At 75.8% G+C, this 18,657-nt stretch carries 15 protein-coding genes; 8 read left to right on the top strand and 7 right to left on the bottom strand.

The window, feature by feature from the left end; translation table 11 throughout:
• Nucleotides 1-2: 2 nt before the first annotated feature.
• From ACWPWW_RS05715 to ACWPWW_RS05700, 4 genes are read right to left on the bottom strand one after another with little or no spacing between them, the layout of a single operon-like run.
• The gene (locus ACWPWW_RS05715; RefSeq protein WP_454049370.1) at nt 3-1,097 is read right to left on the bottom strand and encodes an AAA family ATPase; all 1,095 of its coding nucleotides are present in this window, start codon (nt 1,095-1,097) and stop codon (nt 3-5) included.
• Nucleotides 1,094-2,344 (bottom strand): DUF4350 domain-containing protein, encoded by a 1,251-nt coding sequence (locus ACWPWW_RS05710; protein ID WP_454049369.1) that lies wholly within the window; start codon nt 2,342-2,344, stop codon nt 1,094-1,096. The genes ACWPWW_RS05715 and ACWPWW_RS05710 overlap by 4 nt, the downstream gene beginning before the upstream one ends.
• Nucleotides 2,341-3,024 (bottom strand): DUF4129 domain-containing protein, encoded by a 684-nt coding sequence (locus tag ACWPWW_RS05705; RefSeq protein WP_454049368.1) that lies wholly within the window; start codon nt 3,022-3,024, stop codon nt 2,341-2,343. Before ACWPWW_RS05705 ends, ACWPWW_RS05710 begins: the two co-directional genes overlap by 4 nt.
• Nucleotides 3,021-4,328 (bottom strand): glycerophosphoryl diester phosphodiesterase membrane domain-containing protein, encoded by a 1,308-nt coding sequence (locus ACWPWW_RS05700; protein ID WP_454049367.1) that lies wholly within the window; start codon nt 4,326-4,328, stop codon nt 3,021-3,023. The genes ACWPWW_RS05705 and ACWPWW_RS05700 overlap by 4 nt, the downstream gene beginning before the upstream one ends.
• A gap of 181 nt (nt 4,329-4,509) precedes the next feature.
• Between ACWPWW_RS05700 and mtrA the strand changes: the two genes are divergently transcribed.
• The 7 genes from mtrA (at nt 4,510) to secA (ending at nt 14,976) form a co-directional block, all read left to right on the top strand.
• The gene (gene mtrA / locus ACWPWW_RS05695; protein WP_454049366.1) at nt 4,510-5,193 is read left to right on the top strand and encodes an MtrAB system response regulator MtrA; all 684 of its coding nucleotides are present in this window, start codon (nt 4,510-4,512) and stop codon (nt 5,191-5,193) included.
• Nucleotides 5,190-7,031: an MtrAB system histidine kinase MtrB gene (gene mtrB, locus ACWPWW_RS05690; RefSeq protein WP_454049365.1), complete on the top strand. Its 1,842-nt coding sequence runs from the start codon at nt 5,190-5,192 to the stop codon at nt 7,029-7,031. Before mtrA ends, mtrB begins: the two co-directional genes overlap by 4 nt.
• Nucleotides 7,028-8,740: an LpqB family beta-propeller domain-containing protein gene (locus ACWPWW_RS05685; protein WP_454049364.1), complete on the top strand. Its 1,713-nt coding sequence runs from the start codon at nt 7,028-7,030 to the stop codon at nt 8,738-8,740. Before mtrB ends, ACWPWW_RS05685 begins: the two co-directional genes overlap by 4 nt.
• A gap of 111 nt (nt 8,741-8,851) precedes the next feature.
• Entirely contained in the window at nt 8,852-9,610 is a 759-nt protein-coding gene (locus ACWPWW_RS05680) for a ComF family protein (protein ID WP_454049363.1), read from the top strand.
• A gap of 167 nt (nt 9,611-9,777) precedes the next feature.
• The gene (gene hpf / locus ACWPWW_RS05675) at nt 9,778-10,470 is read left to right on the top strand and encodes a ribosome hibernation-promoting factor, HPF/YfiA family (RefSeq protein WP_454049362.1); all 693 of its coding nucleotides are present in this window, start codon (nt 9,778-9,780) and stop codon (nt 10,468-10,470) included.
• A gap of 158 nt (nt 10,471-10,628) precedes the next feature.
• Entirely contained in the window at nt 10,629-12,008 is a 1,380-nt protein-coding gene (locus tag ACWPWW_RS05670) for a winged helix-turn-helix domain-containing protein (RefSeq protein ID WP_454049361.1), read from the top strand.
• 139 nt (nt 12,009-12,147) lie between these two features.
• Nucleotides 12,148-14,976, top strand: a complete 2,829-nt coding sequence (secA, locus tag ACWPWW_RS05665) for a preprotein translocase subunit SecA (protein ID WP_454049360.1) — start codon at nt 12,148-12,150, stop codon at nt 14,974-14,976.
• Between the two features lie 263 nt (nt 14,977-15,239).
• Here the strand turns inward: secA and ACWPWW_RS05660 are convergent, their stop codons facing one another.
• On the bottom strand, nt 15,240-15,923 hold the full coding sequence (locus ACWPWW_RS05660; RefSeq protein ID WP_454049359.1) for an Rv3235 family protein: 684 nt from the start codon (nt 15,921-15,923) through the stop codon (nt 15,240-15,242).
• Nucleotides 15,924-16,111: 188 nt separating this feature from the next.
• Between ACWPWW_RS05660 and ACWPWW_RS05655 the strand changes: the two genes are divergently transcribed.
• Nucleotides 16,112-16,597 (top strand): DUF6912 family protein, encoded by a 486-nt coding sequence (locus ACWPWW_RS05655; protein WP_454049358.1) that lies wholly within the window; start codon nt 16,112-16,114, stop codon nt 16,595-16,597.
• 125 nt (nt 16,598-16,722) lie between these two features.
• On the opposite strand, the gene hisN is transcribed toward ACWPWW_RS05655, so the two are convergent.
• Both hisN and rsgA read right to left on the bottom strand, forming a co-directional pair.
• Nucleotides 16,723-17,517, bottom strand: coding sequence for a histidinol-phosphatase (hisN, locus tag ACWPWW_RS05650; RefSeq protein ID WP_454049357.1), 795 nt, complete (start codon nt 17,515-17,517; stop codon nt 16,723-16,725).
• A 47-nt stretch (nt 17,518-17,564) separates the two neighbouring features.
• The gene (rsgA, locus tag ACWPWW_RS05645) at nt 17,565-18,644 is read right to left on the bottom strand and encodes a ribosome small subunit-dependent GTPase A (RefSeq protein WP_454049356.1); all 1,080 of its coding nucleotides are present in this window, start codon (nt 18,642-18,644) and stop codon (nt 17,565-17,567) included.
• Nucleotides 18,645-18,657: the final 13 nt, after the last annotated feature.

The following is an 18,657-nucleotide window of genomic DNA, read 5'->3' as shown; positions in this document are numbered from 1 at the left end:
CCTCAGCGGGGGACCGGCACGGACGCCAGCACGGTGTCGAGGACCGTCTCGGCGGTGACGCCCTCGAGCTCGGCCTCGGCGCGCAGCTGGACCCGGTGCCGCAGGGTCGGGTGCGCGAGCGCCTTGACGTCGTCCGGGGTGACGTACGGCCGCCCCGACAGCCACGCCCACGCCCGCGACGTCGCCAGCAGCGCGGTCGCACCACGGGGCGAGACGCCGAGGGACAGCGACGGGGACTGCCGCGTCGCGCGCACCAGGTCGACGACGTAGCCGAGCACCTCGGGGGCGACCTGGACGCGGGCGACCTCCTCGCGGGCCCGGGCCAGCACGTCCTTCCCGGCCGCCGGGCGCACGCCGGCCCGGACCAGGTCGCGCGGGTCGAAGCCGGCGGCGTGCCGCGCGAGGACCTCGATCTCCTCGTGCCGCTCGGGCAGGGGGAGCGTGAGCTTGAGCAGGAACCGGTCCAGCTGCGCCTCGGGCAGCGGGTAGGTGCCCTCGTACTCGACCGGGTTCTGCGTCGCGATCACCAGGAACGGGTCGGGCAGCGGTCGCGGGGTGCCGTCGACCGACACCTGCCGCTCCTCCATCGCCTCGAGCAGGGAGGCCTGCGTCTTCGGCGGCGTGCGGTTGATCTCGTCCGCGAGCAGGAGGTTCGTGAACACCGGGCCCTCGCGGAACGAGAACTCCGCGGTGCGGGCGTCGTAGACCAGGGAGCCGGTGATGTCGCCGGGCATCAGGTCGGGCGTGAACTGCACCCGCTTGGTGTCCAGGTCCAGCGCCGCCGACAGGGCGCGGACCATGAGCGTCTTGGCGACGCCGGGCACGCCCTCGAGCAGCACGTGGCCGCGGCAGAGCATCGCGATGACCAGGCCGGTCACGGCGGCGTCCTGGCCGACGACGGCGCGGCCGACCTCGGTGCGGACGTGGCCGAGCGCCTCGCGCAGCTCGGGCGAGGGCTCCGGGACCGTCGCCGGGGCCGGGGCCGGGGCCGGGGCCGGGGCCGGGACGTGGGGAGCGGGCGCCTGCGGTGCGCCGTACGCCGGCTGCGGGGCCGGCTGCTGCTGCCACGGGTTCGGGGCGGGGTGGTCCTGGGTCACGTGGGGTGAACCTCGCTCTCGAGCTGGTCGAGCCGGCGGGCCAGGTGCTCCAGGCCCGCGTCTGACGTGGGGGGTGGTCCGTACAGGAGGTCGGCGACGTCGCCCTCGTCCCGCCGGGCCGCCCGGGCGACCGCGGCGACGACCTCGGGCGCGCCCGCGGACCGCGGCAGGCCGAGGCGCCGGGCGCACCGGTCGGCGGTCCCGGCCCGCAGGGAGGCGGCCGCGTGCCCGTAGGACCGGGACGCGCGGTACAGCCGTGCCCGGCCCCGGGTCGTCTCCCCGCCGCGCACGACGACGGGCAGGTCCTCCGTGACGACCCGGCCCAGCCGGCGCCCGCGCCACAGCGCCAGCGCGCCGACGACGACCAGCAGCTGCAGCAGCGCCAGCCGCGCGGCCGGCGGCAGCAGGTCGCCCAGACCCGGGCCGGCCTGCTCCCCGACGCTCGTGTCCGCGGGGGAGGGGACGTACCAGACCAGGTGCTGCTCGCGGCCGAGCGCCCGCAGCACGAGGGCCGCGTTGCCGTCGTCGGCCACCCGGCCGTTCGTGAGCATGCCGGCGTCGCCGAGCACGGTCACCCGGCGGCCGGCGGTCTCGGTCACGGAGGAGAGGTAGGCCTGCGGCTGGGTGCCCGGCAGGGGGAAGCAGAGCGTCGTCCCGGCCGGTGCGTCGGCGCCCGTGGGGACGACGCCCGCACCGGTGCCGGAGACCGTGCCGGCGGCCGCGGCGTCCGGGTCCGTGCACGACGCCTGCAGCACGGTCGGGGCGGTGCCGCCGGACCAGCCGGACTCGAGGCCGTCGACGGCCTCGGCCAGCAGGGTGGACGGGTCGAGCAGGACCAGGTCGGCCTCGGTGCCGGCGAGCGCGTCGACCTGCTCCGGGGTCAGCAGCCAGTCGGTGGTGACGAGCAGCGTGCTGCCGGGCCCGGCACGGTCGACGGCCTCGGCGGCGGTGCGCACGTAGTCCACCGTGACGCCCTGGTCGCCCAGCACCTCCGCGACGGCGCGGCCGCCGTTCTCCTGCGGGTTGTCCGGGGCGAGCGGGGTGGTCGACCGGGTCGGCGCGGGCAGGACGGCCGCGATCACGCCGACCAGCAGCACGCCCGCGACCGCGGCGAGCCAGCGCAGCCGGCGCCAGCGCGCGGCCGCGCGGCTGCGGGCCGTGGTGCCGTCACCGAGGACCGTGCCGTCGGCCGAGCCGGCGACCGGGGTCGTGCGCGGCTCCGCGGCAGCCGGCGCGGGGGCGCTCACGCGTCCACCCCCGCCCGCGCGACGGCCGGCGCGGCGGGGCGGGTCGCGGCCACCCGGGCGTCGAGCTCCCGCAGCGCGGCGTCGTCCTGCGCGCGGGGAGTGCGCTCGCCGTAGACGACGTCGTCGAACAGGTGGCCGGCGCCGGCCAGGTCCACGGCGTGCGCGGGGAGCCGGATGCCCGCCGCCTCCACGGCCTCGTGGGCGGTGCGGCCGGGGCGCTCCTCCAGCAACGCCCGCTCCTCGAGCGACCGGACGACGGCCCGGAACCGGTCGGCGACCGCGGTCGCCCAGTCCGCACGGCCAGCGGCGGCGTCGGCGGAGGCGCGCAGGTCGGCGGCGGTGCGGCGGTCGTCGGCGTCGAGGACCGAGCCCGCCGCGGCGATCCGCCGGCTGCGCCGCACGGGCCCGGTGACGAGGAAGGCGACCAGGACGACCAGCAGCAGCCCGCCGAGCACCACCGCGAGGGTCCCGACGTTGCCGAGCGGGACGCCGTCGACGCCCTCGAACAGCCCCTGCAGCCACTCCAGCAGCCGCTGCCAGAGGCTGGGCCGCTGGTGGTAGACCGGGTCGGCCAGCTCCTGCTCGAGCCAGCGGCGCGCCTGGTCGGCGTCGGGCACCACGGGGACCTCCCCGACGAGCGCCGCCGCCGACCGGTCCGCGCCCAGGAAGGCGGACGTCACCGCTGGGCGTCCGCCGCCCGCGCGAGCTCGACGTCGAGCCCCTCGCGGCGCATCCGGACGTCGATGTAGGCCAGGGCGACCACGCCCGCCATGAACACGGTCGTGATCGTGGTGGCGACCGCCGTCCCGAGCGCCGTGAGCGCGATGGCCGGGCCGCTGGTGAGGAAGGGGTCGTCCAGCGCCAGGCTCGCGATCATCGTCACCGGGAAGATGACGATCTGCGCCACGATGCTGACCAGGATGTTGACCAGCAGGTAGAGGCCGAGCAGGCGCCAGTAGCTGCCCCGCGTCAGGCGCCACGCCCGGGCGATCGAGGCCCAGAAGCCGCCGCCCTCGAGCATCAGCGCCGCCGGCGCGAGCAGGGTGCGCACGGCGATCCAGAAGGCGCCGACCAGCATGACCGCGGCGACCACCAGCAGCGTGAGGATCGTCAGGCCGATGCTGTCGGACGTCGACGCCACGAGCACGACCAGGCCGACGAGCGCGGCCCCCACCACCAGGACCGCCAGCCCGAGCAGCAGGCTGAACGCGATCACCCAGAGGATCCGCTTGCCGGAGCCCCGGACGACCTCGCCCACCGTGACCCGCTGCCCGATCACCGAGCGGCTGACGGACAGGATGAGCAGCCCGGTGAGGATCGTCGTGGCGAGCGCCGTCAGCGGGACGGACGCGAACGACGCGAGCGACGTGCCGAAGGAGTCGCCGAACAGCTCGGTCTCCGCGGTGGTCAGGCCCGCGGTGCCGGTGAAGAACGTGTTGAGCTCGTCGGCCAGGAGCCCGGCGAGGTACCACTGGACGAGGGCGCCGATCGCGGTGGTGATCGCGACGACCACGGCGGTGAGGCCGAACATCGTCTTCGGGTTGTGCCGGATCGCCCGGAACGCGCCGTCGAAGATCTCCCAGATGCTGATCGGCCGCAGCGGGATGATGCCCGGCTGCGCGACCGGCGGCTGGTACGGCGCGGGACCCCAGCCGGCGGGTGCGCCCGGCTGCTGGCCGTACTGCTGCCCGTAGCCCGGGGGCGGGTAGCCCGGGCCCTGCGGGTAGCCGGGCTGCGGGGGGTACCCCGGCTGCTGCGGGTGCCCGGGCTGCTGCTGCCCGTACGCCGGCGGGGCGTCACCCGGACGGGCGCCGCCCGGATGGGTGCCGGCGTCACCCCACGGGTTGGCCGGCTGGGCGGGCTGCGCGCTGCCCGGCGCCTGCCACCCGGCCGGGGCGTACTGCCCGTACCGCGGCTCGGGGCGCTGCTCCTCGCCGGGACGCGGCGCGTCCTCGGGGCGACCCTCGTCGTGCGGCGTGCTCATCGGGTGCTCCCAGGTGCGTGGGCGGGGCGGCTCGGACGTGCTCGCACCGGCACCCGCACGGGCGCCAGCGGCGGCTGACGGCCATCGTGCCACGTCAGGTCGGGAGCGGGCGCCTGGTCCGTCCGGGCGTCATCCGGGCGTGCCTGGCCTGCATGTGCGCCCCGGATGCGATCATGGGCAGATGAAGGGACGCGTTCTCGTGGTCGACGACGACACCGCCCTGTCCGAGATGATCGGCATCGTCCTGCGGTCCGAGGGGTTCGAGCCGGTCTTCTGCGCGGACGGGGACGAGGCCCTGGACATCTTCCGGGCCTCCCAGCCGGACCTCGTGCTGCTCGACCTCATGCTCCCGGGCAAGGACGGCACCGAGGTGTGCCGGCTGATCCGCGCCGAGTCGGGGGTCCCGATCGTCATGCTCACCGCCAAGGCGGACACGGTCGACGTCGTGCTCGGGCTCGAGTCCGGCGCGGACGACTACATCGCCAAGCCGTTCAAGCCGAAGGAGCTGATCGCGCGCGTCCGGGCCCGTCTGCGCCGCAGCGACGAGCCGGCGCCGGAGCACCTGCGGATCGGCGACCTCTCCATCGACGTCACGGGGCACCGGGTCACGCGCGACGGCGCGCCGATCTCGCTGACCCCGCTGGAGTTCGACCTGCTGGTCGCACTCGCGCGCAAGCCCTGGCAGGTGTTCACCCGCGAGGTGCTGCTCGAGCGCGTGTGGGGCTACCGGCACGCCGCCGACACCCGGCTGGTGAACGTGCACGTGCAGCGGCTCCGCTCCAAGATCGAGGCCGACCCGGAGCGGCCCGAGATCGTCGTGACGGTGCGCGGCGTCGGGTACAAGGCGGGCGCGACACCGTCGTGAACGCGCCCCGTGCCGGCACGGTCGGTCGCGCCTGGCGGCTCGCGACGGTGCGCACCGCGGCGCGGGTGCGCCGCCTGGCCCGGGCATGGCGCGGCTCCCTCCAGGCACGCGTCATCTCGTGGACGCTGGTCGCCGGGCTGAGCGCGCTCGTCGTGCTCGGCGGCTACCTGTCGGTGAGCGTGCGTGACGGCCTGTTCACTCAGCGGGTCGACCAGGTGCTCACGGAGTCGGCCCGCAGCGCCTCGCAGGCGCAGGAGACCTTCGACGCCTCGACCGCGACCACCGGGCCGGAGGTGCAGCTGCTGCTCAACGACATGGTGCGGGCGCTGCGCTCGGGCGGGTCGGGCGGCGGCCGCGAGGTCTTCATCCTGCGCACCCGAGGCCAGCAGCAGCCGATCCTCGTCACCGGCGCCTCCACCGACTCGAACCTGGTCGGCCTGGTCTCCGACGACCTGCGGGACGCCACCGCCAGCAACGAGGGACAGCGGTGGGAGTCGGTCGCGTGGCCGGCGTCCTCCTCCGAGTCGGGTCGCGAGGAGCCCGCGGTGGTGGTCGGTCAGGTGGTGTCCGTGCCCGCGGCGGGCTCGTACGAGCTCTACTTCCTCTACTCGCTGCAGGCCGAGCAGGACCGCCTGGAGTTCCTGCAGGGCGTGCTGTCGATCGGCGCGGCCGCGCTCGTGGCGCTGCTGGTGTCGATGACGTGGCTGGTCACCCGCCAGGTGGTGCGCCCCGTGCGGCTCGCCGCGCACGTCGCGGAGCGGATCGCGGACGGCCGCCTGACCGAGCGGATGGCGGTCCGCGGCGAGGACGAGATGGCCCGCCTCGGCCGGTCGTTCAACGAGATGGCCGAGAGCCTGCAGGACCAGATCGTCCGGATGGAGGAGCTGTCGGCCCTGCAGCGCCGGTTCGTCTCGGACGTGTCGCACGAGCTCCGCACCCCGCTGACCACGGTGCGGATGGCCGGCGAGATGCTGTACGAGTCCCGCGAGGACTTCCCGCCCGCCGTGCGCCGGTCCGCCGAGCTGCTCCAGCAGCAGCTGGACCGGTTCGAGGACCTGCTCGGCGACCTGCTGGAGATCAGCCGGTTCGACGCGGGCGCCGCGGTGCTGGACGCCGAGGCGCGGGACCTGCGGGACGTCGTCGCCGCCGCGGTCGACCAGGCCGTGCCGCTCGCGGCACGCAAGGGGTCCTGGCTGTCGGTGACCGAGCCGGCGGAGCGCTGCGTCGCCGACGTCGACCCGAGGCGGGTGGAGCGCGTCCTGCGGAACCTGCTGGTCAACGCCATCGAGCACGCGGACGGCACGGACGTCGAGGTGACCGTGGGGGCCGACGAGCGGGCGGTCGCGATCACGGTGCGCGACCACGGCGTCGGGATGTCGCGCGACGAGGCCGCGCACGTGTTCGACCGGTTCTGGCGGGCGGATCCCGCGCGGGCGCGCACCACCGGCGGGACCGGGCTGGGCCTGGCGATCTCGCTGGAGGACGCGCACCTGCACGGCGGCTGGCTGGAGGCCTGGGGCCGGCCGCGGCAGGGCGCCTGCTTCCGGCTGACGCTGCCCCGGCGCGCGGGGATCGTGCTGGAGTCCTCCCCGCTGCCGCTGGAGCCGCCGACGCCGGACGAGCCCGCGCTCCGGGACCGCGGACCCGACGACGACCGGGTCGACCCCGCGTCGTTGCCCGACCTGCCGCCGACCACCGGGTCGTTCGACGTGGTCGAGCGGGTCCGGGAGGCGCAGCAGGCGGTCGCCCGGGCGCGCCGGCGCGAGCAGGAGCTGCGCGAGCAGCACCCGGAGCCCGTCCGCCCGGGCGGCGACGGCACCACCACGGAGGACCGATGACCACCCACCGCCGCCGGGCGCGGCTCGCCGCGCTGCTGGCCCTGGTGCTCGCGGCGCTCACGGCGTGCGTCGGCATCCCCACCTCGGGCCCGGTGGGGGTCGGCGTCGAGGGCGTCAGCGACCAGGGAGCCGTCGAGCCGCTGGGGGACCCGCCGCCGCAGGACGGCACCCCGGAGGACATCGTGCGCGGGTTCCTCGGGGCGAGCGCCGCCGGGTTCACCCGGGACACCACGTCGTCCGACGCCGCGGACGACTTCCGCAACGCCCGCGAGTACCTGTCCGGGGAGACCCGTCGCGCCTGGAGCCCGCGCGACCGCGTCGTCGTCTACGCGACGGCCTCGAGCCCGGACATCCGGCTGGTGGGGGAGTCGCAGGTCGAGGTGGACGTCCGCGTCGCGGCGCGCATCGACGCCGACGGCCAGTACTCGGCGAGCGGTGCGGACGCCGAGGAGACGCTCGTGTTCGACCTGGTCCAGGACAGCGAGGGCCAGTGGCGCATCTCGGGCCTGGACGACGGCGTCGTGCTGTCCGAGCCGAACTTCGAGGCCGTCTACCGGTCGGCGACCCTGTACTTCCTGTCCCAGGACGAGACGTTCCTGGTGCCCGAGACCCGCTGGTTCCCGCTGCGCAACCTCGCGACCTCGATCGTGCGCGCGCTGATCGCCGGCCCGTCCGAGTGGCTGCGGGACGCCGCGCGCAGCGCCGTCCCCGAGGGCGCGGTGCTGCAGCCCGACGCGGTGTCGGTCGACGAGGAGGGCGTGGCGACGGTGAGCCTCGCGGCGGGCGGGCTGCCCGCCGAGCCCGACGACCGCGCGCTGATGCAGGCGCAGCTGGAGGCGTCGCTGCGGCTCGCCCGGGTCCGGACCGTCGACGTGTCCGCGGGCGGCGTGCCGATGGACGCCGAGGCGGCCCAGCTCGAGCGCGGGCAGGACTGGGGCGGCTCGCTGGAGGCCGTCCAGGACGACACGCTCGTGCAGATGGCCGCCGGCGAGCTCGAGCCGGTGGAGGGGATCGCGTCCCTCGCCGGGCTCGACGCGCACGACCCGGCGCGCGACGGCACCGGCGACCTGCGGGTGATGCTGTCCGGCAGCGACGCCCTGGTGACCGTGCCCACGTCCTCCGCGGCGTCGAGCACGCTGCTGCGCGCGCCGGACCTGGTGGCCCCCTCCGTCGACCGCCTCGGCTGGGTCTGGACCGCCTCGACGCAGGAGCCGGGCCGGCTGCTGGCGGTGGACGCCGACGGGGCCGCGGTGGGCGTCGAGGCGGAGTGGCTCCAGGGCCGGTCCGTGCTGTCCCTGCGCGTGGCCCGGGACGCCACCCGGGTGGCGGTGGTGTCGACGGGGTTCGACGGCGTGCGGGTGGACGTCGCGGCCATCGTCCGGGACGACTCGGGTGCGCCGCAGGTGCTGGGCGAGGCGTGGCGCACGGGCGTCTCGCTGCTCGACGCGACCCGCGTGGTCTGGGTGGACGAGTCGACGCTCGGCGTCCTCGCGCGGTCCGGCTCGCTGACGACGCCCGTCTACCACCTGGTGCCGCTGGCGGGCCAGGTGCAGGCGCGGCGGGCCATCGTCGACACCATCGACATCGCCGGGGGCAAGGGGGAGAGCGCGCTGTACCTGGCGACCTCCGACGGCGGCCTCTACGCGCGCTCCGGCGCCTCGTGGGGCCAGGTCGGCGCGGACGTGCGCGACCCGTCCTTCGCGGGCTGACCCCGCCGGGACGGGGCGCCGCGACGTCCACAGGGCGGCGGGGCGTGCCGGTGGCCCGCGTCCTGGGGACGGGTCGCGCGGCGTCCCGGTCGTCCGCGCGACGCTGGGGCCGTGCCCCCGACCACCGCCACCGACCTCGCCGCCGACCTCGCCCGCGACCTGCTCGACCTGGTGCTGCCGGTGACCTGCGCGGGCTGCGGCGCGCCGGGCCGGGCGCTGTGCCCGGCGTGCCTGCACCGCTGGGCCGGGCCACCGCGCCGGTGCGAGCAGGCCGCGGGGCGGCTGGACCGGATGGACGGCACGACGCTGCCGGTGTGGGCGCCGGCGGAGAACGACGGAACCGTCCGGCGCGCCGTGGTCGCGTGGAAGGACGGCGGCCGGGCGGACGTGACGCCGTGGTTCGCCGCGGTCGTCGCACGGGCGGTCCGCGGGGTGGCGCCGGCGCTGGGTCCCGGCCCGGTGCTGGTCGTCCCCGCGCCGCCGTCGCCCCGTGGCCGGGCACGCCGGGGCGAGGACCTGGTGGCGGCGCTGGCGGGCGCGTGCGCGGCCGCGTGGGCACCGGACCCGGCCGTCGCGGTGCCGGCGCTGCGGCTGGCGGGCGGCGGCCGCGACCAGGTCGGGCTCGGCGTCCGCGGGCGCGGCGCGAACCTGGCCGGACGGGTCCGGCTGCGCCGCCGGCGGGTCCCCGGGCTCGCCGGGGCGCGGGTGCTGCTCGTCGACGACGTGCTCACGACCGGGGCGACGCTCGCCGCCTGCCGGACCGCCCTCGAGGGTGCAGGAGCCCTGGTCGCGGGCGCGCTCGTGCTCGCGGTCACCCGTCCGCCAGGATCACCGACCGGCTGGTTGGAAGGGTGGGCGAACCCGGGCTAGCGTGGTCCCACAGCAGTCGGACGCACGCAGTCGTCGTCCGGTGACCGATGCTCTCCGCGGGTCCGCCCGCGCGAGGAGGTGATGCCGTCGACCCGCCCCCCGAGGGCGTTCCACAGCATGCTGCCGGGCGGGCTCGGACCCGCCCCTGGACCTCCAGGAGGTATCCCATGGAGATCGTCGTCGCAGGCCGTCACACCGACGTCCCCGAGCGGTTCCGTCGACACGTCGAGGACAAGCTCGCCAAGCTCGAGCAGCTCGCGCCCCGCGCGCAGCGCATCGACGTCGAGGTGACCCACGAGCCCAACCCCCGGCAGGCCGCGGCCGCCGAGCGGGTCGAGCTCACCGTGGTCGGCAAGGGACCGGTGATCCGGGCCGAGGCGTGCGCGGACGACCGCTACGGGGCGTTCGACCTGGCGATCGACAAGCTGGCGGAACGGCTGCGCCGGGCGCGCGACCGCCGCAAGAACCACCGCGGCAAGATCCCGACCCCCGCGGTCGACGAGCTGCCGCCGACGCCCGAGCCCGAGCCGGAGGCCGCCCCGGTCACGCGCTCCGAGGACGGCGTCGTCGAGACCACGCTGGGCGACTCGCCCGTGGTCATCCGCGAGAAGGTGCACCTCGCGCAGCCGATGACCATCGACGACGCGCTCTACGAGATGGAGCTGGTCGGCCACGACTTCTTCCTGTTCGTCGACGCCGAGACCGCCCAGCCGTCCGTGGCCTACCGCCGGCGCGGCTGGAGCTACGGCGTGATCAAGCTCGACGCCGCGGTCACGAGCATGGGGACCGGCGACGGGACCGCGCCCGTGACCGCGAGCGGGGGCGTCGCCGCGCCCGTGGGGGCCGCAGCCCGTGCCTGACCGGCCTCGTCCGACCCCGTCCGCCTGAGGCGACCGCGCCCGCCGACGACCCTCCGGTCGGCGGGCGCGGTCGTGCCCGCGCTCGTCTGCGCTCGCCGGTGCTCGTCCGCGAGCGGTCGGCCGGAGCGCGTGTCGGAGGCAGGCGGCACGATGGGGCGATGGCCTCCAGCACCGTCGCCGTCACGCCTGCGCCCGTCGTCACCGGCACGTCCCTCGGCGGCACGCGCCGCACCGGGACCGGGACCGGAACCGCCCACCGCGCCGCCGGCACGCTGTCGCTCTCCCAGGCGCGGCGCGTCGCGCTGCGTGCGCAGGGCCTGGACCGGCCGCGCGCCGCGCGCACCGGCCCGGCGACGATGCGGCAGCTGCAGCAGGTGGTCGACCGGGTCGGCCTCCTGCAGATCGACTCGGTGAACGTCGTCGCGCGGGCGCACCTGATGCCCACGTTCTCCCGCGTCGGCCCCTACGACACCGCGCTGCTGGACCGGGCGGCAGGCAGGGCGCCGCGCCGGCTGGTCGAGACCTGGGCGCACGAGGCGTCGTACGTGCCGCCCGAGACGTACGCGCTGCTCGGCTGGCGGCGCCGGGCGTACCGGGACCAGGCCTGGGGCGTGATCCGGGAGGTGCCCCTGACGCTGTCGCCCCTGGTGGACGACGTGCTGGCGATGATCGCGGCGGACGGCCCCCTGACCGCGAGCCAGGTGCACGCGCGCATCGAGGGCGACCGGCCCCGCGACCGGTCCGAGTGGGGCTGGAACTGGACGGCCGCCAAGCGGGTGCTGGAGTACCTGTTCTTCACCGGCCAGGTGACGTCCGCGCGCCGGAACCCGCAGTTCGAGCGCTGCTACGACCTGCCCGAGCGGGTGCTGCCCGCGCACGTGCTCGCCGCACCGGAGCCCGACGACGCCGACGCCCTGCGCGCGCTGGTCGCGATCGCGGCCCGGGCGCACGGCGTGGCCTCGGAACGGTGCCTGCTCGACTACTTCCGGGTCCGCGGCCCGCGGGCCAGGACCGCGGTGCGCGAGCTGGTCGAGGACGGCACCCTCGTCCCCGTGCAGGTCGAGGGCTGGGCGCGGCCGACCTACCTGCACGCGGAGGCCGACCTGCCTCGGCGTGCCAGCGGCCGGGCGCTGCTCAGCCCCTTCGACCCCCTGGTCTTCGAGCGCCGCCGGCTCGAGGAGCTGTTCGGGCTGCGCTACCGCATCGAGATCTACGTGCCCGAGCCGCAGCGCGTCCACGGCTACTACGTCCTGCCGTTCCTGCGCGGCGAGCAGCTGGAGGCGCTGGTCGACCTCAAGGCCGACCGGCGCTCCGGGCTGCTGCGCGTGCACGCCGCGCACCCCGCACCCACGACGGCCGCCGCCGGGACGCCCGCTGCGGTCACGGACCTCGCCACGGACCTCGCCACGGACCTCGCCGCCGAGCTGCGGCTGCTCGCGGGGTGGCTCGGGCTGGACGACGTCGTGGTGGGGGACAAGGACGGCGCGCCCCGCGGGACGCTGGCGCCGGTGCTCGCCGCAGCCCTCGCCACGGGCTGACCGGGCCGGGGCGGCGCGCGGGCGTCCTGGTTGCCGCCCCCGCTGCTGCCTCACCTACGATGGACCGGGCCCGGCTGTGCGGTCGGGACGCCAGGACGCCGCACGTGGCCACGTGCGGCGCAGCGAGTCGGGAGTGCACGTGCCTGCGATCCTCGAGAAGGTCCTCCGCCTGGGCGAGGGACGGATCCTCAAGAAGCTGTCGGGCGTCGCCCAGCAGGTCAACGCGCTGGAGGACAGCTTCACCTCGCTGTCGGACGCCGAGCTGCGCGAGGAGACCGACCGGTTCAAGGCGCGGCTCGCGGACGGCGAGACCCTGGACGACGTCATGGCCGAGGCCTTCGCCGCGGTGCGGGAGGCGGCCCGGCGCACCCTCGGCCAGCGGCACTTCGACGTCCAGCTGATGGGCGGCGCGGCCCTGCACATGGGCAACATCGCCGAGATGAAGACCGGTGAGGGCAAGACCCTCGTCGCCACGGCGCCGGCCTACCTCAACGCGCTGACCGGCAAGGGCGTGCACGTCGTCACCGTCAACGACTACCTGGCGAGCTACCAGGCCGACCTGATGGGCCGCGTCTACCGGTTCCTCGGCCTGACCACCGGCGTCATCGTCTCCGGGCAGACCCCGGCCGAGCGCCGCGTGCAGTACGCCGCCGACATCACCTACGGCACGAACAACGAGTTCGGCTTCGACTTCCTGCGCGACAACATGGCGTGGAGCTCCGAGGAGCTCGTGCAGCGCGGGCACCACTTCGCGATCGTCGACGAGGTGGACTCGATCCTCATCGACGAGGCGCGGACCCCGCTCATCATCTCCGGCCCGGCCTCCGGCGACGTGAACCGCTGGTACGCCGAGTTCGCCAAGGTCGTCCGCCGGCTGCAGCCGGAGCGCGACTACGAGGTCGACGAGAAGAAGCGCACCGTCGGCGTCCTGGAGCCCGGCATCGAGCGCGTCGAGGACTACCTCGGCATCGAGAACCTGTACGAGTCCCTGAACACGCCGCTGATCGGCTTCCTCAACAACGCCATCAAGGCCAAGGAGCTGTTCAAGCGCGACAAGGACTACATCGTCGACAAGGGCGAGGTGCTCATCGTCGACGAGCACACGGGCCGCGTCCTGCCGGGCCGCCGGTACAACGAGGGCATGCACCAGGCCATCGAGGCCAAGGAGGGCGTGGCGATCAAGGCGGAGAACCAGACGCTCGCCACGATCACCCTGCAGAACTACTTCCGGCTGTACGAGAAGCTCGCCGGCATGACCGGCACCGCCGAGACCGAGGCGGCCGAGTTCCAGGGCACGTACAAGCTCGGCGTCGTCCCGATCCCGACCAACCGCGAGATGCAGCGCATCGACCAGCCGGACCTCGTCTACAAGGCCGAGGAGGGCAAGTACGACGCCGTCGTCGCCGACATCGTCGAGCGGCACGCGAACGGGCAGCCGGTCCTGGTCGGCACCACGAGCGTCGAGAAGTCCGAGGTGCTGTCCCGCAAGCTCCGCAAGGCCGGCGTCCCGCACGAGGTGCTGAACGCCAAGCAGCACGCCCGTGAGGCGTCGATCGTCGCGCAGGCCGGCCGCAAGGGCGCGGTCACGGTCGCCACCAACATGGCCGGCCGTGGTACCGACATCATGCTCGGCGGCAACGCCGAGTTCATGGCGGTCGCCGACCTCGCCGCGCGCGGGCTGGACGCCAAGGAGAGCCCCGAGGAGTACGAGGCCGCCTGGCCCGACGCCCTCGAGAAGGCCAAGAACGCCGTGGCGGCCGAGCACGACGAGGTCACCGAGCTGGGCGGCCTGTACGTGCTGGGCACCGAGCGGCACGAGTCCCGCCGCATCGACAACCAGCTGCGCGGCCGCTCCGGCCGTCAGGGAGACCCGGGCGAGTCCCGGTTCTACCTGTCGCTGCAGGACGACCTCATGCGCCTGTTCAACTCCGGCATGGCCGAGTCGATGATGACCCGCGCGGGCTTCCCCGACGACATGCCGCTGGAGTCGAAGATCGTCACGCGCGGCATCCGGTCCGCGCAGTCGCAGGTCGAGGCCCGCAACTTCGAGATCCGCAAGAACGTCCTCAAGTACGACGACGTGCTGTCCCGGCAGCGCGAGGTCATCTACGAGCAGCGCCGCCGCGTGCTCGAGGGCGAGAACATGCAGGAGCAGGTCGAGCACTTCCTCGAGGACGTCCTGGACGAGTACGTCACCGCGGCGACGGCCGAGGGCCACCCGGAGGACTGGGACCTGGAGCAGCTCTGGACGACGCTGAAGACGGTGTACCCCGTGTCCATCGAGGTCGACGAGGTCGTCGAGCAGGCGGGCGGGCTCGGCCGGGTCACCCCCGAGCTGCTGAAGACCGAGCTGCTGTCCGACGCGCGCATCGCCTACGAGGAGCGGGAGAAGTCGCTCGGCGAGCCGAACATGCGGCAGCTCGAGCGCCGCGTGGTGCTCTCCGTGCTGGACCGCAAGTGGCGCGAGCACCTCTACGAGATGGACTACCTCAAGGAGGGCATCGGGCTGCGCGCCATGGCCCAGCGCGACCCGCTGATCGAGTACCAGCGCGAGGGCTACCAGCTGTTCCAGGCCATGACCGGGTCGATCAAGGAGGAGGCCGTCGGCTTCCTGTTCAACCTGGAGGTCAAGGTCGCGGAGCCCGCCACCGCCGGGAGCGACGGCCAGCCGGCTCCCGTGGACGGTGCGCCGGACGGTGCCGCCGAGCCCGTGCTCGTCGCGAAGGGCATCGACGGCCCCGAGCAGCGGGTGCCGCTGCAGTACTCGGCGCCCAGCGTGGACGGCGACAGCGGCACGACGGTGACGCGCAGCGGCCGGCGTGCCGCGGGTGGTCCGTCCGCGGGCACCCCGGCGGGGTCGGCGCGGCCGGCCGCGGCAGGCGGCGACGCCGGTGCTGCCGCGGACGACGCCGCCGGCAACCGCGAGGCGCGCCGCAAGGCGGCGAAGCAGCAGCGCCGCCAGGCCTGACGCACGGGCGGTCCCGCCGACCGGGCGCGACCGCAGGACCACGACGCCGCTCGTCCCCGCCGGGGACGGGCGGCGTCGTCGCGTCCGGGGACGGGCGGCGGTCGTCGCGTCCGGGGGCGGGCGGCGTCGTCGCGTCCTCCGGCTGAGGCAGGCGCGGTCACGTCACGGCGTGGTTCCACGACCCACGCCGTGACCCACGACCAGCCGGGCACGCCAGGGCCAGCACGCGGCCGGAGCCGGCACGTGGGCCCAGGACCGGCGCGCTAGCCCACGACGAGCGCGCTGGCGCGCCACCACCCCGACGTCCGGGTCAGTCGCACCGCGACCGCCCGCACCCGGTCCGCGTGCGCCACGACGACCGAGGCCTCGACCACGTCCCGGTCGATCCGGCACGCGCGCACCCGCCGCACCGAGGGTCGCCGGGTCGCGGCGGCCCGCTCCTCCTCGGTGCGCCGCGGGTCGCCGAGGTCGCCGCGGTGGGCCGCCGGGTCCAGGACCCGGGTGCCGGGCGCGGTGAGGGCGGCCCGGCGGGCGAGGCCGTCGTAGACCTCGGGGGTGAGCCACCGGGCGAGCTGGGCGAGGGGCCGTCGCCCGGCGAGGACCTCCACCGCCGCGACGGCCACCATGCAGCACGCCTGGCGCGGGTCGAGGTGCGGGGACCCGCCGGTCCGGGTGGTGCCGCCGGCCGTCGCCTCCGCGGTGCGTGCGGGTCCGTCGGCCGGGGCGGGATGGCGGTAGCTCGCGAGCCGCGCACCGCCGAGCCGTTCCACCACCGGGGCGTGCGTCCCGTCGTGGGGTGCCGCACGCGCCGGGCGCTCGTCGCGCGGCGGACGGCGTGGCTGCGGCGGCCGGGGGAGGAGCGTCGGCACGAGGCGGACCTCCGCGGTCGCGCGCGGGGTGCTCGCGGGTGCGGTCCCGTGGTCAGCGGTGGCGGTCTCGGTGCTCATGGGTGTCCTCCGTCGTCGGATGGCCAGCACAGCGGACGCCCACATCTACCGGCGCGGCACGGGCCCGGTCCACCCCGCGGCGCAGCCTGGGGACAACGCCCGGCGAGTCGCGCCCGAGGTGCCCCGCCTTGACCCGGTTCGTCCGTGATGTGCGCCGTGCACGGCCGGGGACAGGCACACTGGGTCCCGTGCGCCTCTACCTGCCTGCCACCCTGGACGAGCTCGACGACCTCCTCGGGGGACGCGCCCCGCTCGCGGCACCGCGCCGCGCGCACGCCGTCACCCCCGCGCTCGCCGCGCTGCTGCCCGACGAGGACGAGGAGGGCGTGGAGTTCGCGGCACAGCTGATGGCTGCCGACGACGCGCTGGTCCTGCTCGCGTCCCGCCCCGACGCCCCGGGCCTGCGGCTCGTCGTGACCGTCGAGGTGCCCGACGGCGACGTCCGACAGGGCGCGCCCGAGGACGGCGCGGGGGTGGACGACGAGGCGGCGAGCCTGGTCACGCTGACCGCCCCTGCGACCCTCGACGACGTCGTGTGCGCGCACGTCGACGAGCCCGGCGCCCGGGCCGAGGTCGCGCGGGCGCTGGACGGCGTGGACGAGGCGCTCGACTCGCTCGCCGAGCGGGACCTGCTCTGGTACGACGTCTCGGAGCTCGACCGCATCCCCCGCTGAGCCCCGCCGAGCGGGGCTGACCCCCACCGGGTGGAGAGCTCTGCCCGACACGCCGAAGCGTGTCGGGCAGAACCTTCCACTCGATGCGCGCAGACGGTCGGGGGCGCGGACGGGCCGCGGGCGGGTCAGTCCTCGATCAGCGGGTCGAGGACCTGCAGCGCCGCGTGGTGCAGGCGGCCGTTGGAGACCAGCGCGCTGCCGCCGAACGGGCCGTCGACGCCCTGCACGGAGGTGAACCGCCCGCCGGCCTCGGTGACGATCGGCACCAGCGCCGCCATGTCGTGCAGCGCGAGCTCCGGCTCGGCGGACAGGTCGACGGCGCCCTCGGCGACGAGCACGTGCGACCAGAAGTCGCCGTAGCCCCGGGTGCGCCAGACCCGCCGGGTCAGCGCGAGGAAGTGCTCGAGGCGGCCCTGCTCCTCCCAGCCGCTGAGGCTGGAGTAGGACAGCGAGGCGTCCTGCAGCCGGCCGACCTCGGAGACCTGCATCCGGCTGGCCGAGGCGAGGGACCGGCCCGTCCAGGCGCCGGAGCCCGTGGCTGCCCACCAGCGGCGGCCCAGCGCGGGCGCGCTGACCAGGCCGACGACGACCTCGTCGCCGTCGAGCAGGGCGATGAGCGTGGCCCACACGGGGACGCCGCGGACGAAGTTCTTGGTGCCGTCGATGGGGTCGACCACCCAGCGGCGCGGGCCGTGGCCGGTGTCGGCCATCTCCTCGCCGTGCACGGCGTCCCGCGGGCGGGCGCGGGCGAGCTGGCCGCGGATGAGCTCCTCGGCGGTGCGGTCGGCGTCCGAGACCGGCGTGAGGTCGGGCTTGGTCTCGACCCGGAGGTCCTGGGCCTTGAACCGTGCCATGGTGACGCCGTCGACCTGGTCGGCGATCACGTGGGCGAGGCGCAGGTCGTCGTCGTACCGGGTCATGGCCCCCAACCTATCGGGGCCGGAGCGGGGCTCGCGCCGCCGTCCGCTCAGCCCGCGGCGTCGGCCGCGCCGGTGCGGCTGACCAGCAGGCGCCGGAACGAGTCGAGCCGGGCGGTCCGGGCCTCGCGCGTGACGTCGTCCTCCGCGGCCGCGACCCAGTCGTCGAGCGCGCAGTCGGGGGCGTCGTCGGCGTGCGTGCACCCCCGCGGGCACTCCTCGGCCACCTCGGCGAGGTCGGCGAACGCGCCGAGCAGGTGGTTCGGGTCGACGTGCGCGAGGCCGAACGACCGCACGCCGGGGGTGTCGATCACCCAGGTGCCCGGGGGGCCGGGCACGCGCAGGGCGACCGCGGACGTCGAGGTGTGGCGGCCGCGGCCGGTGACGTCGTTCACGACACCGGTGACGCGGAACGCGTCGGGGACGAGCGCGTTGACCAGGGTGGACTTGCCGACCCCGGAGTGACCGACCAGCACCGAGGTCCGCCCGGCGAGCGCGTCGCGCAGGGTCTCGAGGCCGGCGATGTCCTCGGGCCGCTCGCCCGTGCCGTGCTCGACGTCGTCGGCGGCCCACCGGGTCACCACGACGCGCACCCCGATCGGCTCGTACATCTCGCGCAGCTCGGCGGGGTCTGCGAGGTCGGCCTTGGTCAGCGCGAGCAGGACCTCCATGCCCGCGTCGTAGGCCGCCACCACGCAGCGGTCGATCATGCGGGTGCGGGGCTCGGGGTCGGCGAGCGCGGTCACGACGACGAGCTGCTCGGCGTTCGCGACGATGACCCGCTCCACCGGGTCCGTGTCGTCCGCGGTGCGGCGCAGGACGGTGCTGCGCTCGGCGATCCGGACGATCCGCGACAGCGACCCGGCGTCTCCCGACGTGTCACCCACCAGGTCCACGCGGTCGCCGGGCACCACGCGCTCCCGCCCGAGCTCGCGGGCCTTCATCGCGATCGCGATCCGCTCGCCGGGCCCGTCGGGATCGACCAGCACGGTGTACCGCCCGCGGTCCACCCCCGTGACCAGCGCCTGCTCGGCGTCGGCGTGCTCGGGTCGGGTCTTGGTGCGCGGCCGCGAGCCGCGGCGGGTCGGCCGGACCCGCACGTCCGACTCGTCGAGCGCCCGGCGTGCCATCGTCAGCGACCCC

The organism is Cellulomonas sp. Marseille-Q8402 (assembly GCF_965119525.1).
This window is presented reverse-complemented; position numbering and strand designations above follow the sequence as displayed.

Excerpts from the sequence above, each read along its gene's own strand:
- ACWPWW_RS05700 (WP_454049367.1), bottom strand. The coding sequence starts at position 4,328 with ATGAGCACGCCGCACGACGAGGGTCGCCCCGAGGACGCGCCGCGTCCC.
- ACWPWW_RS05660 (WP_454049359.1), bottom strand. The coding sequence starts at position 15,923 with ATGAGCACCGAGACCGCCACCGCTGACCACGGGACCGCACCCGCGAGC.
- hpf (WP_454049362.1), top strand. The coding sequence starts at position 9,778 with ATGGAGATCGTCGTCGCAGGCCGTCACACCGACGTCCCCGAGCGGTTC.
- ACWPWW_RS05685 (WP_454049364.1), top strand. The coding sequence starts at position 7,028 with ATGACCACCCACCGCCGCCGGGCGCGGCTCGCCGCGCTGCTGGCCCTG.
- rsgA (WP_454049356.1), bottom strand. The coding sequence starts at position 18,644 with ATGGCACGCCGGGCGCTCGACGAGTCGGACGTGCGGGTCCGGCCGACC.
- mtrA (WP_454049366.1), top strand. The coding sequence starts at position 4,510 with ATGAAGGGACGCGTTCTCGTGGTCGACGACGACACCGCCCTGTCCGAG.
- hisN (WP_454049357.1), bottom strand. The coding sequence starts at position 17,517 with ATGACCCGGTACGACGACGACCTGCGCCTCGCCCACGTGATCGCCGAC.
- ACWPWW_RS05670 (WP_454049361.1), top strand. The coding sequence starts at position 10,629 with ATGGCCTCCAGCACCGTCGCCGTCACGCCTGCGCCCGTCGTCACCGGC.